The following is an 18178-nucleotide window of genomic DNA, read 5'->3' on the forward strand; positions in this document are numbered from 1 at the left end:
ATGTTACGTTTTTTTATCGACCGGCCGCTCTTCGCGTCGGTTATTTCAATCATCATCATGATTGCCGGAATCGTGGCCATACGGGCGTTGCCGATTGAACAATACCCCAATGTAGTGCCACCTCAGGTTGTCGTTTCAGCTACTTACCCGGGCGCCAGTGCCGATGTACTTGCGAATTCAGTAGCTGCACCACTCGAGCAAGAGATCAATGGTGTCGACGATATGCTATACATGGAAACCACCAGCACCGATTCGGGCATGCTGCAAATTTCTGTTTCATTTGCGATGGGTACCGATCCGGACCAAGCAACCATTAACGTGAATAACCGTGTACAGGCCGCTACTTCACGCTTACCACAGACCGTGCGTGATCTAGGCGTGCGGGTGGAATCGCGCTCTACGAATATTCTGATGGTGCCCGTTTTATATTCCGAAGGCGGTGTAGTTGATACCTTAGAAATGAGTAACTACGCGCTCTTGAACGTGCTTGATGAGCTCGTTCGTGTTGAAGGTGTGGGTGATGCCTCACTATTTGGTGCACAAGATTATTCAATGCGCATCTGGACAGATCCAGCAAAACTGGCTGAGTTCAACCTTTCACCTACCGAAGTTGCGAACGCGATCCGTGAACAAAACGCACAGTACGCTGCAGGTCAGTTCGGATCCCAACCCACCCCTTCGGAAACTGCCTTTACTATCAGTGCGACCACGAATACACAACTTACAACGCCAGAAGAGTTTGCCAACGTTATCATTCGTTCAGATGAAAACGGCAATGTAATTCGCGTTGGTGATGTTGCCCGTACTGAGCTAGGTGCACAGAATTATGCATTTTCCGCGATCTTTAATAACCAAGATGCGGTTCCCATGGGGATTTATCTACAACCGGGCGCCAATGCACTAGAAACCGCGAGAAATGTACACAATGCCCTAGCAGATATGTCGGACCGTTTTCCTGAAGGAATGAATTACTATGTTCCTTATGACACCACGGAATTCATCGAAATATCGGTGCGCGAAGTAATCATTACATTGATTATGGCGGTTTTCTTGGTTGTTCTCGTAACCTTCCTGTTTTTGCAACACTTACGCGCAACGTTAATTCCTGTTGCGGCTATTCCAGTATCGCTCATTGGTACCTTTGCAGGTATGCAGGCCATGGGCTTCTCGATCAATATGCTTACGCTGTTCGGTTTAGTGTTAGCGATTGGTATTGTGGTTGATAACGCTATTATCGTGATGGAAAACGTAGAGCGGTTGATTGCAGAAAAAGGCATGAAGGCAAAAGAAGCCTCGATAGAAACCATGAAACAGGTTTCTGGTGCAGTAGTATCCTCTACCCTAGTTTTGGTTGCGGTGTTTGCACCAGTGGCATTTTTAGGTGGCTTGAGTGGTGAATTATACCGCCAATTTGCGGTAACAATTGCTGTATCGGTCGTGGTTTCAGGCGTTGTAGCACTTACCCTCACTCCGGCTATGTGTGCTCTATTGCTGGACAAACAAACCAAGAAGGTAGCAAAACCATTTCAACTGTTTAACCGAGGTTTTGAAAAACTAACTAACGGTTTCGTAAACACCGTTGCATTCTTGATTCGCCGTTGGATACTTGGCGTTGCATTATTCGTTGGCTTTTGTGCGCTTACGGTTGTGCTTATGCTGCGCATGCCTTCAAGCTTAGTGCCGGGCGAAGATCAAGGGGTTGCATTAGCGGTAGCTCAGCTTCCTGCTCTTTCTTCGTTGCAACGCACGGAGGAGTTTCGAAACCAGCTATCAGAGCAAATCAGAGCGGTAGATGGCGTAGATGACTTCACCACTTTTGCAGGCTTCGATATCATTGCTAGCTCACTGCGTTCAAATGCACTCGCCGGCTTCGTAAACCTTTCCGATTGGAGCGAACGCCAAGCGCCAGGATTAAGTGCAACCGAAATTGCAGAACAAATTATGGGTATGGGTTTTGGTATGCAAGAAGCGAATGTATTCGTATTCGTGCCCCCTCCAATTCAAGGGCTCTCGTTAACTGGAGGTGTAGAAGGATACCTGCAAGTGCGTGGTGAATCGGATTCAGTACAAATCAGCGCCATTGCCCAAAAAGTAGTTGCGGCCTTAAATGAACGCCCGGAACTGGTTGGGGTACGCAGTACTTTGGAAACCAATATTCCACGCTACATGATTCACGTTGATCGGGAAAAAGCTAAAGCAATTGGTGTTCCTTTAGATCAGCTGTTTAGCACTATGCAAGCTACAATCGGCTCAATGTACGTAAACGATTTCACCTTCCAAGGCCGCTTATGGCAAGTGAACCTGCAAGCGGAAGGCGAATATCGTGATAACCCCGATGATTTACGCAACGTATATGTGCGTTCTAACGCCGGTGAAATGGTGCCGGTTGATTCTCTGGTAACACTCGAACGTGTGTCGGGTGCCGATATTCTAAATCGCTTCAATCTTTATGGTGCGGCTAAAATCATGGGCGATCCAGCGCCTGGCTACACGACTGGGCAAGCAAAGGATGCTATTGATGCGGTGGTTCGTGAATTTCAGCAGGAAGAGAATATTCAAATGGGCTGGGTTGGTGAAGCATTCCAGCTTGATGAAGCCGCAGGTGCCGCAGGTTCAGCCTTCGGTTTAGGCCTGCTGATGGTATTGCTAATCCTCGTTGCCCAATATGAGCGCATTACCCTACCGTTTGCCGTTGCAACCGCGGTTCCATTTGCAGTATTCGGTGGCGCACTCGCTTCGATGTTAAAAGGTTTCCCCAATGATGTTTATTTCCAAGTAGGTTTATTGGTTCTCATTGGTTTGGCCGCTAAGAACGCTATCTTGATTGTTGAGTTTGCTGCGCAAAATCGCAAGGAAGGTATGAGCTCAACGGATGCTGCCGTAGCAGCCGCTCGGCAACGTTTCCGGGCAATTATTATGACCGCTGCAACCTTTATTATCGGTACGTTACCGTTAGTTTTTGCAAGTGGCGCCGGTGCGGTTAGCCGCCAAGAAATTGGTACCGTTGTGGTGGGCGGCATGATAGCGGCAAGTTCACTTGCGCTATTGTTCGTACCGCTCGCTTATAAGCTCTTGGAAGATATAACCACATGGCGAAACGAACGCAAAACCGATACGCAAGAGAATGCTGAGGAATCAAACCATGCATAAATTTACACTAACGGTTGCTGCGGCTCTGATCATCAGTGGTTGCGCAATGGGGCCTGATTATCAGGCCCAAGAAGTTGATGTGCCCGAGGTTTGGAACGCACAAGGTGCCGATCTGCTAACGGCAGCCAACCATCAATCAAGCGCGAATGCTGAACAGTGGCAACAATGGTGGACCCAATACCAAGATCCTGCATTGAACACACTGGTAGAACGCGCACTTGATGAAAATCTATCATTGCAAATTCAATTGCAGCGAATTGAACAAGCGCGATCACAGCTTGGCTTAAGCCGTGCCAACCAATGGCCGATGTTAAGCGCACAAGCTTCTGCAGCTCGCGAGCAACAGCCAACAACAGTAATGCCAGCGGCGCTGGGTGGCGGTGAGCCAAGCAATCAGTTTTCAATAGCTGGTGTACTTAGCTATGAAGTTGATCTTTGGGGTCGAGTAGCGCGGCAGCGCGAAGCCGCTGCAGCTATGCTCGAAGAATCCATTTTTGGAACTGAAGCCATTCGCTTAAACCTCATTACCGATGTCGTTTCTACCTACTTCTCATTGCTTGCTATCGAGCAACAGCGGCAAGCCGCACTCGATATGATTGCTTCGCAAGAACAAACCCTTGCAATAGAGGAGTATCGCCACGAGCGTGGCGCGAGTAGCCCGTTAAACGTGCGCCGAGCACAAGCAAGTTTGGCGAGTGCGAAAGCGTCGCTTCCGGATTTAGAAGAGGCAGCGCAAACCACTCGCTCTGCACTGGCAATCTTAGTTGGTTATACACCACGAGAAATGCTGGCCGAAATTGAGTTTGCTGAAGGTGAATTAAATGCCGTAACGCAACCTACTGCATTTCCACCGATAGCGCCTTCAGAATTACTGCAACGCCGGCCTGATGTGCGTGCTGCTGAAGCTAGCCTGCAAGTTGCATCAGCGGAAGTTGGTGTTGCCGTGGCGCAGCGTTTCCCGAGCTTAAATCTAAATGCCCTACTCGGCACCGCCGCAGTAGATACAAGTGATTTATTTAGCTCAGGATCAGAATCATGGAGTATTGGCGCTGATTTAGCAGGACCAATATTTGATTTTGGGCGCCGCCGCAATGCCGTAGAAACAGCGGAAGCCGGTTTAGCAATTGCCGAGCTTGAATACCAACAAGCGGTTATATCAGCATTTCGCGATACACGCGATGCGTTACTGTTACTCGAGATTGCCCAGCAGCGCTTAACTGCTACTGAAGCTGAATACGAAGCTGTTGCAGATACCTATCGGTTAGCAAAAATGCAATACGATGGTGGCGCTATTGGCTTTTTTGAACTTCTAGAAACACAACGTGCATTATTAAACGTTGAAATGGCGTTAAGTAGCGCGCGCAATGCGCAACTTACCGCAAGCACCAATCTGTTTAAAGCCCTTGGCGGCGGTTGGTAATTCCTCTTAAACCCAGCACAAATAAGCGATTTTGCTTATCTGTGCTGGCTCCCCAGATAACCTATCTGCATTGAGTTCTGCGTATAAAAGTGGCATACTGTGCGCCGAATTCTGAGGGGTGTGGGTTGTGTTTTACCACCCTTTTTCCCAACGCATTATTTTCCGGCGGAATTACCTTCCGGAGCCTGAAAGCGTTGCTCTAACCAATAGGAATCACAATGTCGACTGATAAATCAACGATTATTTATACCGAAACTGATGAAGCGCCTCGCTTAGCCACCTACTCTTTATTGCCAATTATCCAGGCATTCACGAAGGCAGCTGGTATTTCTGTTGAAACTCGTGATATCTCTCTTGCTGGCCGTATTATTGCCAACTTCCCGGAATACTTGAGCGAAGATCAGCGCATCGGTGATGCCCTAGCTGAATTAGGCGAGCTAGCAAAAACCCCAGAAGCCAATATCATCAAATTACCCAATATTAGTGCTTCAATTCCACAGCTTGTAGCAGCTATCAAAGAACTGCAAAGCCAAGGCTACGCGCTACCAGATTATCCGTTTGACCCACAAAACGATGAACAGCGCGATGTAAAATCACGTTACGATAAAATTAAAGGTAGTGCGGTAAACCCAGTGTTACGTGAAGGTAACTCCGATCGCCGGGCCCCTACTTCGGTTAAAAACTATGCGAAGAAGCATCCGCATCGCATGGGTGCTTGGAGTAAAGATTCGAAAACTCACGTAGCACATATGGACGGTGGTGATTTCTATGCCAGCGAACAATCTACTACGTTCGAGAATGCCGATACCTTGAAAATTGTTTTAAAAGCCGAAAACGGTGAAGAAACAGTATTAAAAGACGGCGTTAAAGTACTAGCCGGCGAGGTTGTTGATGCGGCAGTAATGAATACAACCAAACTACAAGAGTTTTACGCTAAAGAAACGGCTGCGGCAAAATCTGAAGGTGTTCTATTATCACTGCACCTGAAAGCCACCATGATGAAAGTTTCCGATCCAATCTTATTTGGCCACGCAGTAAAAGTGTATTTTAAAGATTTGTTCGCGAAACACGGCGATACCTTTAAAGAAATCGGCGTTGATTTAACCAATGGCTTCGGCGATGTGGTAGCAAAAGTTGCTGAGTTACCAGAGGAAAAACGCGCAGAAATTGAAGCCGATATCAAAGCGGTATATGCAAACCAAGCTGAACTTGCGATGGTAAACTCCGATAAGGGCATCACCAACCTGCACGTTCCAAGCGATGTAATCATTGATGCTTCAATGCCTGCTATGATTCGCGATGGCGGTAAAATGTGGGATACCGCTGGTGGCCAGCAAGATACCAAAGCAATGATTCCAGATCGTTGTTACGCTGGTGTTTATGCGGAAACTATCAACTTCTGTAAAGAACATGGTGCATTTGATCCAGCAACCATGGGCACAGTGCCAAACGTTGGTTTGATGGCACAAAAAGCAGAAGAATACGGTTCGCACGATAAAACATTTGAAATACCGGCTGCAGGTACAGTGCAAGTATTGAATACCGAAGGTGAAATTGTATTCTCTCACACTGTCGGTAAAGGCGATTTATGGCGCATGTGCCAAGTGAAAGATGCACCAATTCGCGATTGGGTAAAACTAGCCGTAACCCGCTCACAGCAAAGCGGCATGCCTGCGGTATTCTGGTTAGATAGCGAACGCGCTCACGACCGCCAGTTGATTGGCAAAGTAGAAGATTACCTGCAAGAGCATGATACCAGTGGTTTGGATATTCAAATCATGGCGCCTGTTGAAGCGACTGTGCATACGCTGAAGCGCATGAAAGAAGGCAAAGATACCATTTCTGTAACGGGTAACGTGTTACGTGACTACCTTACCGATTTGTTCCCAATTCTTGAGCTGAACACTAGTGCAAAAATGCTTTCAATTGTACCCCTCATGAATGGCGGTGGTTTATTTGAAACAGGTGCTGGCGGTTCTGCTCCTAAACACGTGCAGCAGTTTGTTGAAGAAAACCACCTACGCTGGGATTCACTCGGTGAGTTCTTGGCGTTAGCGGCTTCTCTAGAGCACTTGAGCCGTGTTACCGGCAACGATCGCGCGCAAGTGTTGGCTGATACGTTAGATCAAGCCACTGCGAAGTTCTTAGAAACCAATAAATCACCATCACGTAAAGTGGGTGAAATTGATAACCGCGGCAGCCACTTCTATCTTGGCATGTATTGGGCAGAAGCCTTAGCTAATCAAGATAGTGATGCTGAGTTGAAAGCGCGTTTCACAAAACTAGCTGAGAAGCTGCACAGCAATGAAGATGCAATTGTGGCGAAGCTAAATGAAGTGCAAGGTGTAGCGGTTGAAATTGAAGGCTACTACCAGCCAAACACAGATTTAGTAAGCAAGGCGATGCGTCCAAGCGAAATCTTGAACGATGTGTTGGCTAGCTTATAAATAGCTGGTTGCATCAATATATCTAAGTAATTCAAAAGGCCCCTTCTTCAGGGGCCTTTTTTATTTGTACAACACAATTACCCCTATCGGATTTTTCAGCCACTCATATGAAACTGTTTCGGTTAAACTGACGTTATCCTTTTCACATTTAAAGTGCTTCATACAAAACTGCGAACATACCAGCATCGTAGTAATTATATAGGTTAGCTAAAACATGTTAGTAAGAGCCGATTTCGAAAAGCGTGAGGTAGTTACGCCACAACATTACAATTATGTTGAATCACCACTCCCCGGTGTATCTAGAATGATGCTTGATCGCCAAGGTGGTGAGATTGCTCGTGCAACGAGTGTTGTAAAGTACTCCGCCGGCGCCGGTTACACAGCGCATACCCACGGTGGCGGTGAAGAAATATTTGTATTAGATGGTGTATTTTCCGATGAACATGGTGATTACCCTGCAGGGACCTACATTCGCAATCCCCCAGGAAGTTCACATACGCCATTCAGTAAAGACGGTTGCACAATACTGGTAAAGCTCTGGCAATTTGCTAGTGGCGATCATCAACAAATGGCTTTAAATACCCATGAAATGGAATGGCGCCCTGGCTTAGTTCCTGGCCTATCGGTTTTGCCCTTACATGAACACCATGGCATGAGTACCGCGCTTGTGCGTTGGGCACCGAACACACAATTTAATTCGCATATGCACCCTGGTGGTGAAGAGATTTTCGTGCTTGAAGGGCTATTTCGCGATGAGCACGGCGAATACCCTGCTGGTTCCTGGTTACGCAGCCCACGCTGGAGTAAACACACTCCTTTTACCGGCTCTGAAGGAGCACTTATTTATGTGAAAGTTGGGCACATAGGCGCTGATTTCATGCAACTTCCATCAACCGATTAAAGTGCGGCATTAACCTAAAGTCGAATTCCATTTTTTAAAGTTCCGAGTAGATTAAATTACAGTAGTCACTTAATCACTAAAACGCATCACTTTCCTGTGAGCAGCGGAGCGCAGCAGTATGAACTATCGGCAAACACATCAGAATTCTATCAATAATCCAGAGCAATTTTGGCGCGAACAAGCGTCGAAATTAGCCTGGTTCCGGCAACCAAAAACAATTCTAAGCAATAACCCTGAACAGCCCAGCGGTTATGAATGGTTTGCTGGAGGTGAACTGAATATTTGTTACCTAGCCCTCGATTATCATGTGGAGCAAGGCCGTGGCGAGCAAATAGCGCTTTACTACGATTCACCCATCACCGGCAATAAATATAGCTATACCTATTCTGAGCTACTTCACGAAGTGGCAAGATTTGCGGGTGTTCTGCAGCAACAAGGTGTCGCTAAAGGTGATCGTGTTGTTATTTACATGCCAATGATTCCAGAAGCCACCATAGCAATGCTTGCCGTTGCCCGCTTAGGCGCTATTCATTCGGTTGTGTTTGGTGGTTTTGCCGCACACGAATTAGCCGTGCGCATTGATGATGCCCAGCCTAAATTGGTTGTTTCAGCTTCACATGGCATTGAGCCGCACCGCTTAATCCCTTATAAGCCGCTATTAGATTTGGCCATTACTAAAGCTAAGCACAAACCGCTAGGTACTGTAATTTATCAGCGGAACAACGTACCCGACGCGAAAAAAGTAGTATGCAGCATGCAAGAAGGTTTTGATATTGATTGGCAACGCGCCATGGAATCAGCAACGCCGGCCAATCCTGTAACCGTCGCTAGCAATGATCCGCTTTACATACTGTACACCTCAGGAACCACGGGTAAGCCCAAAGGCGTGGTACGCGACACCGGTGGTTACGCCACTGCCCTGCATTACAGTATGAAGGCGATTTATAATCTGGAAACGGGCGATGTCATGTTTTCTGCCTCGGACGTTGGTTGGGTAGTAGGCCACTCCTATATCATTTATGGGCCCCTTCTTGCCGGTTGCAGCACCATTCTTTACGAAGGAAAGCCCGTATTCACCCCTGATGCTGGCGCTTTCTGGCGAATATGTGAAGAATATAAAGTGAACGCTATCTTTGCTGCGCCAACGGCTTTTCGGGCTATACGTAAGGAAGATCCGGAAGCTGATTTTCTCCGCAAATACGATATCAGTAGCGTAGAAAATATCTTCATGGCGGGCGAGCGATTAGATCCTGCAACGTTTGCGTGGACCCAAGAAAAAACCGGAAAGCCCGTTATCGATCACTGGTGGCAAACTGAATCGGGCTGGCCGATTTGCGCAAGCCCAGCGGGTATTGAAAAGCTTAGTGTAAAAGCGGGCTCATCTTCACTACCTGTACCTGGCTATAACGTTATGGTACTTGATGATTCAGGCGATCCTATTGCAGCCAATGAACAAGGAAACATAGCCATTCAACTTCCGCTTCCACCGGGCTGCTTAACCACAATTTGGGGCGACTCTGAACGCTTTCAAACGAGCTATCTGCAACAGTTCCCCGGCTATTATGCGAGCGGTGATGGTGGCTACATTGATAGCGATGGCTATGTATTTATCATGGGAAGAACGGATGATGTCATTAACGTTGCCGGTCATCGATTATCAACAGGTGAAATGGAGGAAGTAGTTGCCAGCCACCCCGCAGTTGCCGAATGTTGTGTGGTAGGTGCAAGCGATAGCTTAAAAGGGCAACAACCTATTGGGTTAATTATTATGAAGAATGGTCTGGATATTACACCAGAGCAATTAGAGAAAGAGTTAGTAGCCCTGGTACGAGAAGAAATTGGTGCACTCGCATGTTTTAAAAAAGCAGTTACCGTAAAGCAATTACCAAAAACGCGATCGGGTAAAATCCTACGTAACCTAGTGAGAAAAATTGCCGATGGACACGATTATGTTGTTCCATCCACGATTGACGATCCGGAAAGTATTAACGAAATAAAACATGCTTTAGGGAATTAACACCCATAAACGAAAAAGGGTAGCCGCAACGGCTACCCTTTATTATTTATTTCACGTCCGTTTAACCGAAGTTAAACTAGGCAGAAATCATGGCAAATTAAATTGCTACGATGTTCTCAGCCTGAGGACCTTTCTGGCCTTGAGTAACGGTGAAAGAAACTTTTTGGCCTTCAGCCAAAGTTTTGAAACCGTTGCCAGAGATCGCGCTGAAATGAGCGAATACATCTGGACCGCCTTCGCGCTCGATGAAACCAAAACCTTTAGTTTCGTTAAACCACTTTACGGTACCAGTAACTGTATTAGACATAATATTATCCTGAAATTTTTAAATGTTAAATGTGCACTCCAGCTGGTATCAGCTTGGATAGTGCGGTCATGCGGGAAAAATAAACTGAAACTTAAGAACTACAGGACGAAGATTATGGTAATACGACGAATTGGAGTGTTAAATTGTATCTTTCTTGCATTGGTGGCTACTATACAGCATCCGTAAAGAAAAGATAGCTATACTTTAATAAAAGAAGATAAAAACAAGCAATTAAGTTGCAAATTGGCTAAAAAGGAAAATTATGCGTTTCCCCATCATCACTTTCACTATGAACCCAGCTGTAGATACCTTCGGTGAAACAGAGCGCATTTTTGATGATAGCAAAAGCCGTTGCCAACAATCACACCAAGAACCTGGCGGTGGCGGAATTAACGTGGCGCGCAATATTTCGCGTATGGGCACCTCTGCACTCGCCATATTCCCTGCTGGTGGTTTCAATGGGGAATTACTCAAACAACTTTTGGCCAGAGATAACACGCCCTACTTTGCCATACCTATCAGCGCCGATACGCGGCAAAACTTGGCCATTATCGAGCGCTACTCAGGAAAGATGTATCACTTTGTTTTCCCCGGGCCTGATCTTTCCGAGAGCGAATTACAAGCCTGCCGAAATGCATTGTTAGAACGCCCACAACACCCTGATCTTCTCGTGCTTAGTGGTAGTATTGCTGATTCGGTGCCCGCTAATTTCTATGGTGAGATTACCCACCAAGCCAATGAAATCGGTATCAAGGTAATTTTAGATAGTTCAGGAGCAGCTTTACAAGGCGCACTTTATAATGGCGCATATATTGCAAAATTAAATCGAAAAGAGTTTTCATCGTTAGGTTATTCTGAACTTGATGATATCCCCACATTATTTTGCCAAATGCGCGAAGAAGTTAAAAAAGGTGCTGTTCGAAATTTAATTGTAACGCTTGCAAAAGGCGGCGCACTGCTAGTTACAGAAACCGGCGAAGAGCTTGCTTACATGCCCCCAAAAGTTGAAATTGTTAGCCATGTAGGTGCAGGAGATAGCTTTGTTTCGGCTTTAACCTATCAACTACACCAAGGTACTCCGTTAGCGGAAGCCTTTCGATATGGTGTTGCTGCTGCCTGCGTTACCGTGCAAACCAAGGGTAATCAACTCTATGATTTAGAGTTGTTGCAAGAAATCTATAAAAAAACACAGCCGCTTGGATAAACCGCTGTGTTTCTCGGGAAATACGTACTGTAGTTAACCTTGGAGGTTATATTCTTTCGACATCAAGTAGGCGTAAGCAACTGTAAATGCAGTTTCCTGAAAAATCTTTAATCCGGTATCGGAGTAATCAATTGGAATCGAATTACGTTTTATAATTTCTTTTTGTACAGAGTTCGATAGCAAATGTGTGTCCACATTATCGATTAACTGCAACGCTGCTTCGATCTTAAAACCTACCGCAGAACCCGAAAATTTACCTTTCTGCATGCGTTCTTTTATAATCAAACGCTCAATTTTGTAATCTTCAATCAATTTCCGAAAGGTAAATTGAAAACGGCGTACTTGTTCGGCATCGTGGTCTTTCAACAACTGAAAGCGCACTTGTCGACAATCAGGAATTTGCATTAATCCATCGTTCATTTCCATCAAACAGATAATTGCTTCGTTACTTTTTATTTCGATGCCGCATACGCGCATGGTTCACTCTCCGTTTCTGCTAGTTCCTAGCCTTCTGCCGGCATTGTACAGTATGCAACGCTTACAGCAAGGTTTATGGATTACATAACAAGTGCTTCACTAAGCGTCGCTGGCATCCGCTAATTCTTTTTCCAATCGATTACTTTCATCTGCCCGTGGCTTCACTAAACGGGCCAACGCTAAATACAGCACCGGCGTAAGATATAAAGTGAACAACACCGAAATACCCAAACCGCCAAATACTACCCAACCGATAGCATTACGCGCCTCCGCTCCGGCTCCTGAGGATAAAATCAAGGGTAAAGCCCCAAGTAGCGTCGATAGTAATGTCATCATAATGGGCCGTAAGCGTATTTTCGCCGCTTCTTCTACAGCTTCACGCACTGAACGCCCGCTATCACGCATTTGATCGGCGAACTCCACCAATAGAATTGCATTCTTTGCTAGCAAGCCAATCAACATCACCAAACCGATTTGCGAATAAATGTTTATCGAATTCCCGGTCAATAAGAGTGCGAAAAGCGCTGCCGCAATGCCGAATGGAACCGTTGCCATCACCACAACAGCACTGTTCACACTCTCAAACTGTGCGGCTAATACTAGGAACACAATTAATAGTGCGAACACGAACGTTAACGTAACATCACGTGTCGTTTCTTCAAATGCCAGCGCTTCACCTAAGAATACTAATCCGATATCCGATGGAAGTTCCTCTTGCGCTAAATCACGTAACCGCGATACCGCCTCGTTAATAGTAATGCTATCGGGTAGCTCCATATCCATTTCGATAGCACGCCGCTGAGCCTGCCGTTCAAGCTCTGCCGCCACGCCCTCTTCGCTAATCGTTGCAAGGCTAGATAACGGAACTAAACCGCCATCGCGCGAGCCCACATATAAATTCGTTAAATCGGAAGGATTTTCTACTAAATTCCGAGATGCCTGTAAAATAATCGGAATTGATTGATCCCCTACATTCAAATCGGCTAAATCATCACCATTTATTGCTACACGCAATGTTGCCGCAATATCAGAAAGCGGAACATTTAGTTCTTCCGCCCGCAGCCTATCAATGTTTACGCGCAACTGCGGTTGCGTTGGTTGATAGCCTAAGTTCGGCACGCCGAGTTCTGGAATTCTATCTTGAATTAATCCAGAGAATTTTAACGCAGCAGCATAAATTTCTTCATAGTCTTGGCCCGTTAAAGCGAGATCCAAGCCGCCGCCGGTTCCCCGAAGGTTTAAACTATTAGCCCCAGAAGCGCGAGCAGGCGCACCGGGAATTTCAGATAAGGGGCCACGAATTTCATTTATAATCTCTTGTTGGCTACGCGTTCGTTCTTCCCAAGGCTTTAGTGGCACAACTACGAACACACGGTTCGGGTCCCACTGCCCTACAACCGTCACAATGTTTTCAATTTCGCCGTCGTCAACATAAGGCAACAATACTTCTTCAATTCGGTCGGCCTGACGATCCATGAAGTTTAAGCCGACGCCATCGGGCCCCGTTGCAAAAATCGCGATTCGGCCTCGATCTTCAGGCGGCAAGAGCTCACTATCAAGCGTTTGATAAACCCATACCGACGAAACCGCAGCCAACGCACACACAATGAATACCAACCACGCGCGATTCAATGCCCAATGTAAACTTGTACTGTAGCTATCGCGCAATTTATTACCAAACTGAGCGAGCTTACTACTACTCGGTTTTGAAAGCGGTAAACGCGCTGTTAGTGCCGGCACCATCGAAAGCGCAACAAAGGAGGAAATAATCACGGCCGCTGCTAACACCCCACCAAATTCACGAAACAACCGGCCAGCAGTTGACGGTAAAAAGGCGATGGGCACAAACACGGCCACTAACACTGCCGTTGTGGCCACTACAGCAAAAAACACTTCTCGTGTCCCTATTACCGCAGCAGCACGGGCGCCAAGGCCCATAGAACGACGGCGCTGAATATTTTCGGTAACAACAATGGCATCATCGACAATAAGGCCGGTAGCCAATACCAAGGCGAGCAACGTTAAGATATTAATCGAAAAACCAAGTATCCAAAGCGCCGCCAAAGAACCAATCAAAGATACGGGAATTGCTAAGGCTGGAATGATCGTTGAGCGAAAGTTACCGATGAAGAGCCATAGGGTTAAAATAACCAAAAGAACAGTAAGAACGAGTGACGTTAAAACTTCGCGCACTGAACCTCGAATAAACTCAGCGTCATCGGAGGTTATCAGCACTTGTAAATCTGGAAAGCGCTCAGCGATGCCGGCCATTTGCGCCTGAATTTCATTTGATATTTCAATAGTATTTGAGCTTGCTTGGCGAATAATTGAAAGGCCAATAACCGGCCGCCCATTTAAACGCACAAAGTTCTGTGCATCCGCCGGGCCAAAGTAGACATCAGCAACATCACCCACTCGGGTATCACCACGAATGATAATATCGGCAACTTGATCGGCGGTAACTGAGGTAGCATCAGCTCGCACAATTAATTGTTGGTCAGTTGAACGGATACTCCCGGCGGGTACATCGAAAGGCGCTTGGCGCAAAGCATCGGCTAAATCGGTAACCGCTAAATCAAAACTCGTCAGCTTTAACGGATCGATCATGACGCGCAGAACTCGCTCGCGATCGCCATTTAAAGCGATATCTGCAACGCCCGGTATATTCAACAACAACGGTATTAAATCGGTTTCTACCCTATCGGTCATGGTTTCGAAATCTAGCGTTTCGCTGGTTACGGCAACCCGCACCACTGGGTCTGCGTTGTTATCCGCTTTAATAATGGCTAGGCGTTCCACATCAGGTGGTAGCTCACGTTCAACACGCGCAACCGACTCTCGCAGATCGTTCGCCGCATTATCCAAATCAACACCGGGCCGAAACTCAACCACAATTCGAGTACTATTTTCTTCACTCGAACTACTAATCGATTTAACCCCATTTACCCGCGCCACAGCACCTTCAAGCAACCGCGTAACTTCGGTATCAACGGTTTCCGGCGCAGCACCGGGGAATGCAGCAGTAACGGTAACTACGGGGCGGTCGACATCAGGCAGTTCACGCACTTCAATCGCGTTAAGCGCCGCAAAGCCGGCTATAATGATCAGTAAATTCAAAACAATGATCAGAACCGGCCGGCGTATCGCTAGGGATGGTAAATCTTGGCGAGCTTTATTAGCTGCAGAGCTATCCTTACCTTTACTCATGGGTTCACCTGAGAATCATCAGTAAAACGAAGTTTCTGCCCAGCGCGAAGTGTTTGAATTCCTTCTACAACTAAAAAATCACCTTTTTGAATAGGTGCATCTACTAGAATACGGCCGGCTAACCGTTGTTTAATTTGCACATCAATACGCTCAGCTACGAAATCCTCACCATCAGCTGTTGCCAGCCACACATAAGCACCGGTAGCTCCCCAAAGCAGTGCCGCTTCAGGTATGGAAACAAACTCTTGGCCAAGTGATGTCATATTTACCCGAAAACTCATACCTGGACGATATAAGTCTGCACTATTATCCAGTAACGCACGCACACGAATAGTTCGGTTTAGCTCGTCAATACGTGAATCGATTTCGGCAATTTCTACTGCAACGGTAACGTCTTGGCGTTGCCATGGCTGAACCGTGATTTCGGGATCATCGGCAAGTATCTCAAGCGCGGCTTCCGGCGCTCGAAAGTTAATAAACAGCTGATTTCGTTCATCAAGGCTGGTGATTGCCGTTTGTTGGGTAATCCGATCCCCTACGTTCACATCAGTTAATCCAACAACCCCCGTGTATGGGGCCCGAACAAAACGGTCTTCCAGTTCTGTTTGTGCTTCTTCGAGCGTAACCTCTAGTAAATCACGCGCGGTAATTGCATCATCCAGATCACTTTGGGCAACGCCACCTTGTTCACGCGTTCGTTGTAACCGGCTAACCGTGCGTTCGGCATCGGCTAATTGAATCCGAGCCCGCGCTACCGCAACATTCTGCCTGCGCGCATCAAGCTCTACCAATATTTCATCTTTCTCGACCAGCTGCCCTGGGGAAAAGTGCACGGCAGTAACAATATCGCCCACTGCTGGAAATAACATAATCGATTGTATGGCTTGCGCCGAACCTACAGCTTCGATCGTGCGGCTTTCGCGCTCTAGCTCAATCTTTTGTACCAGCACTAACGTGCTGTCATCAGCACCATTTTGCTGAGCCATTGTTGCATACGAGAACAAACACGCAATTCCTAGCGTTGTAATAAGTAAGGATTTTCCCCAGCCAGCTCTCATTCTATGTCCCTGTTTTTCGAAGATAGGTTTGTAGTTTTTGCACGAATAGAGAATACGTAGAAAGCCTATAAATGATCACATTTGCAAAGAATCTTTACTCATCGACACATAAAGGTATTTCAGTTACAGCTTCAAATTTTCCGGTTCTACATAAAACCAACAGCCATTTTCATACACAAATTTAGATTTCTCTTCCATCATCTGCAGCACCCCTTGCTCTTGATAAAAGGCACGAAAATGAACATACCCTTTTGTATTCCGCTGCCAACTTTCTAAAATTTGTAGCTTTACCCATTCCGGGTTGCCATCTAAATCCAGCGGCGGGCGGGTACTTGGGTGCCAAGTTTCCTGCAAATAACGAATATTTCCTTTCACGAACGCTGTATAACGAGAGCGCATTAATAGTTCAGGCGTTGATGCACCGCCGCCTTGATGAAAAACACCACAGCATTGTGCGTAGCTCTTCTCGCTGCCGCACGGGCAACTTGCCTCTTCAAGCATCTAATTCTCCAGTATCGTGTTTGCTCAAATTTATTCCACCCACGCATAAACTCATCTAGCTTGCGAACGTGTCGATATAAAGTTGCTCTACTTGCTCGCGCGCCCACGGCGTTTTTCGCAAAAATTTAAGGCTAGATTTTACCGAAGGATCATTTTTAAAACTGTTGATATTAATTTTTGTTGCTAATTTTTCCCAGCCGTAATGCGCTTGTAATCTCACTACTACTTGCTCTAACGTAACGCCGTGTAACGGATTATTTGGTTGTTCATTTGCCATTCGGGAATCTCTTGAATTAATTTGTTTAAATATATTCGCTGCACAGGCCCACTATAACGAAAACTGCAGGCTGCTTTAACACCCTATTATGCAGGTTGCCAGCGGCAAGCAACAGCTGTTTCGTCGACCCACAATTGCCGCTACAATACTGTGAACCTATAGCTTTACCGTACATATTATATTTAACACTGCGTATTCTGAGCAGCCGTTAACCATTAAGTTCCTCTGCCTATTGCCAGTGAGCCGTTATTAATGAACTCTGCCCATCAAGCATCCGAACATATCAGCCGTGGCATTATCTTTATGTTGCTTGCAGTATTCTGTTTTGCACTTATGGATGTTGCAATGAAGCATTTAGCCGCGCACCTAAGTTCATTTCAAGTGAGCTTTTTTCGTGGTGCCACATCACTGCCGTTCGTACTTTTATGGCTCGCAAGCCAGCGCACCGTACACAAAATAAAACCCCATAATTTATTACTCCACGCTGTACGTGGCGTAATTAGTATCGCTTTTTTAATTCTTACGGTTATTACCCTCAGAGAACTGCCGCTTGCCAATGCGTACGCCATATTCTTTGCTGCACCCCTAATGATTACTCTACTATCCGTACCTATTCTCGGCGAGAAAGTAGGTATTCATCGATACAGCGCTGTTTGCGTTGGATTTGTTGGCGTCGTTATTATGCTCAATCCAAATGCTATGGGCTTCGCTTCCATTGGCGTTATCTCCGGTCTACTCGCCACGGTAGGTTATAGTTTCGCCATGATTTTGGTGCGTTATATGCATCGAACTGAAACCTCGGAATCCTTAATGTTCTTCTTTGTGTTGAGCTTAACACTGGGTTGTGGCCTGCTCGCGCTTGGCGATTGGCAACCATTATCAATATCTGATTTGCCCTGGCTGCTATTGCTCGGTGTATCAGGAGCAATAGCGCAATACCTACTCACCGAGGCATATCGCCAAGCACCACCTTCGGTACTCTCATCTTTCGAATATACGGCGATGATTTGGGCGTTGTTACTGGGCTACATATTTTGGCACGAACTCCCGAGTATTTGGGTGCTTGCCGGTGCTTGTGTAGTAATAGCCAGTGGCGTTTACATTAGCCACCGCGAATCTATTCGCAAGAAACAAAACCTACCGCAGCAAGAGCCTTGATTCCAAGCCAGAAATACAGCAAGGTTATGGCCTATCACAACAATAAAAGCTATT

Annotated in this window: 13 protein-coding genes; 7 read left to right on the forward strand and 6 right to left on the reverse strand. The window is 46.4% G+C overall.

Annotation, left to right across the window (positions count from 1 at the left end; genetic code table 11):
* From CWE13_RS02150 to CWE13_RS02170, 5 genes are all read left to right on the forward strand, one after another.
* Complete coding sequence (locus CWE13_RS02150) at nt 1–3150, forward strand: efflux RND transporter permease subunit (RefSeq protein WP_126805685.1); 3150 nt, start codon at nt 1–3, stop codon at nt 3148–3150.
* Nucleotides 3143–4570 (forward strand): efflux transporter outer membrane subunit, encoded by a 1428-nt coding sequence (locus CWE13_RS02155; RefSeq protein WP_126805686.1) that lies wholly within the window; start codon nt 3143–3145, stop codon nt 4568–4570. Before CWE13_RS02150 ends, CWE13_RS02155 begins: the two co-directional genes overlap by 8 nt.
* A gap of 218 nt (nt 4571–4788) precedes the next feature.
* Nucleotides 4789–7017, forward strand: a complete 2229-nt coding sequence (locus CWE13_RS02160; protein WP_126805687.1) for an NADP-dependent isocitrate dehydrogenase — start codon at nt 4789–4791, stop codon at nt 7015–7017.
* A gap of 214 nt (nt 7018–7231) precedes the next feature.
* Entirely contained in the window at nt 7232–7918 is a 687-nt protein-coding gene (locus CWE13_RS02165) for a cupin domain-containing protein (RefSeq protein ID WP_126805688.1), read from the forward strand.
* 118 nt (nt 7919–8036) lie between these two features.
* A complete protein-coding gene (locus tag CWE13_RS02170) occupies nt 8037–9935 on the forward strand; it encodes a propionyl-CoA synthetase (protein ID WP_126805689.1) in 1899 nt (632 codons plus the stop codon).
* A gap of 97 nt (nt 9936–10032) precedes the next feature.
* On the opposite strand, the gene CWE13_RS02175 is transcribed toward CWE13_RS02170, so the two are convergent.
* Nucleotides 10033–10242, reverse strand: coding sequence for a cold-shock protein (locus CWE13_RS02175; protein WP_007420436.1), 210 nt, complete (start codon nt 10240–10242; stop codon nt 10033–10035).
* Nucleotides 10243–10504: 262 nt separating this feature from the next.
* On the opposite strand from CWE13_RS02175, the gene CWE13_RS02180 reads away from it, so the two are divergent.
* Nucleotides 10505–11446 (forward strand): 1-phosphofructokinase family hexose kinase, encoded by a 942-nt coding sequence (locus CWE13_RS02180; RefSeq protein WP_126805690.1) that lies wholly within the window; start codon nt 10505–10507, stop codon nt 11444–11446.
* A 33-nt stretch (nt 11447–11479) separates the two neighbouring features.
* On the opposite strand, the gene CWE13_RS02185 is transcribed toward CWE13_RS02180, so the two are convergent.
* The 5 genes from CWE13_RS02185 to CWE13_RS02205 form a co-directional block, all read right to left on the reverse strand.
* Nucleotides 11480–11923 carry a DUF3010 family protein gene (locus tag CWE13_RS02185; RefSeq protein ID WP_126805691.1) on the reverse strand — a complete coding sequence of 148 codons (444 nt, stop codon included), beginning with the start codon at nt 11921–11923 and terminating at the stop codon, nt 11480–11482.
* A gap of 99 nt (nt 11924–12022) precedes the next feature.
* Nucleotides 12023–15130, reverse strand: a complete 3108-nt coding sequence (locus CWE13_RS02190; protein ID WP_126805692.1) for an efflux RND transporter permease subunit — start codon at nt 15128–15130, stop codon at nt 12023–12025.
* Nucleotides 15127–16188 carry an efflux RND transporter periplasmic adaptor subunit gene (locus CWE13_RS02195; RefSeq protein WP_126805693.1) on the reverse strand — a complete coding sequence of 354 codons (1062 nt, stop codon included), beginning with the start codon at nt 16186–16188 and terminating at the stop codon, nt 15127–15129. Before CWE13_RS02195 ends, CWE13_RS02190 begins: the two co-directional genes overlap by 4 nt.
* 123 nt (nt 16189–16311) lie before the next feature.
* A complete protein-coding gene (locus tag CWE13_RS02200) occupies nt 16312–16689 on the reverse strand; it encodes a YchJ family protein (RefSeq protein WP_126805694.1) in 378 nt (125 codons plus the stop codon).
* Nucleotides 16690–16744: 55 nt separating this feature from the next.
* Nucleotides 16745–16966: a VF530 family protein gene (locus tag CWE13_RS02205; protein ID WP_126805695.1), complete on the reverse strand. Its 222-nt coding sequence runs from the start codon at nt 16964–16966 to the stop codon at nt 16745–16747.
* A gap of 252 nt (nt 16967–17218) precedes the next feature.
* Here CWE13_RS02205 and CWE13_RS02210 point away from each other — a divergent pair, with 252 nt between their 5' ends.
* Nucleotides 17219–18124 (forward strand): DMT family transporter, encoded by a 906-nt coding sequence (locus CWE13_RS02210; protein ID WP_126805696.1) that lies wholly within the window; start codon nt 17219–17221, stop codon nt 18122–18124.
* Nucleotides 18125–18178 lie beyond the last annotated feature (54 nt).

The organism is Aliidiomarina shirensis (assembly GCF_003987345.1).
GTDB lineage: Bacteria > Pseudomonadota > Gammaproteobacteria > Enterobacterales > Alteromonadaceae > Aliidiomarina > Aliidiomarina shirensis.

Excerpts from the sequence above, each read along its gene's own strand:
- CWE13_RS02150 (WP_126805685.1), top strand. The coding sequence starts at position 1 with ATGTTACGTTTTTTTATCGACCGGCCGCTCTTCGCGTCGGTTATTTCA.
- CWE13_RS02155 (WP_126805686.1), top strand. The coding sequence starts at position 3,143 with ATGCATAAATTTACACTAACGGTTGCTGCGGCTCTGATCATCAGTGGT.
- CWE13_RS02160 (WP_126805687.1), top strand. The coding sequence starts at position 4,789 with ATGTCGACTGATAAATCAACGATTATTTATACCGAAACTGATGAAGCG.
- CWE13_RS02165 (WP_126805688.1), top strand. The coding sequence starts at position 7,232 with ATGTTAGTAAGAGCCGATTTCGAAAAGCGTGAGGTAGTTACGCCACAA.
- CWE13_RS02170 (WP_126805689.1), top strand. The coding sequence starts at position 8,037 with ATGAACTATCGGCAAACACATCAGAATTCTATCAATAATCCAGAGCAA.
- CWE13_RS02175 (WP_007420436.1), bottom strand. The coding sequence starts at position 10,242 with ATGTCTAATACAGTTACTGGTACCGTAAAGTGGTTTAACGAAACTAAA.
- CWE13_RS02180 (WP_126805690.1), top strand. The coding sequence starts at position 10,505 with ATGCGTTTCCCCATCATCACTTTCACTATGAACCCAGCTGTAGATACC.
- CWE13_RS02185 (WP_126805691.1), bottom strand. The coding sequence starts at position 11,923 with ATGCGCGTATGCGGCATCGAAATAAAAAGTAACGAAGCAATTATCTGT.
- CWE13_RS02190 (WP_126805692.1), bottom strand. The coding sequence starts at position 15,130 with ATGAGTAAAGGTAAGGATAGCTCTGCAGCTAATAAAGCTCGCCAAGAT.
- CWE13_RS02195 (WP_126805693.1), bottom strand. The coding sequence starts at position 16,188 with ATGAGAGCTGGCTGGGGAAAATCCTTACTTATTACAACGCTAGGAATT.
- CWE13_RS02200 (WP_126805694.1), bottom strand. The coding sequence starts at position 16,689 with ATGCTTGAAGAGGCAAGTTGCCCGTGCGGCAGCGAGAAGAGCTACGCA.
- CWE13_RS02205 (WP_126805695.1), bottom strand. The coding sequence starts at position 16,966 with ATGGCAAATGAACAACCAAATAATCCGTTACACGGCGTTACGTTAGAG.
- CWE13_RS02210 (WP_126805696.1), top strand. The coding sequence starts at position 17,219 with ATGAACTCTGCCCATCAAGCATCCGAACATATCAGCCGTGGCATTATC.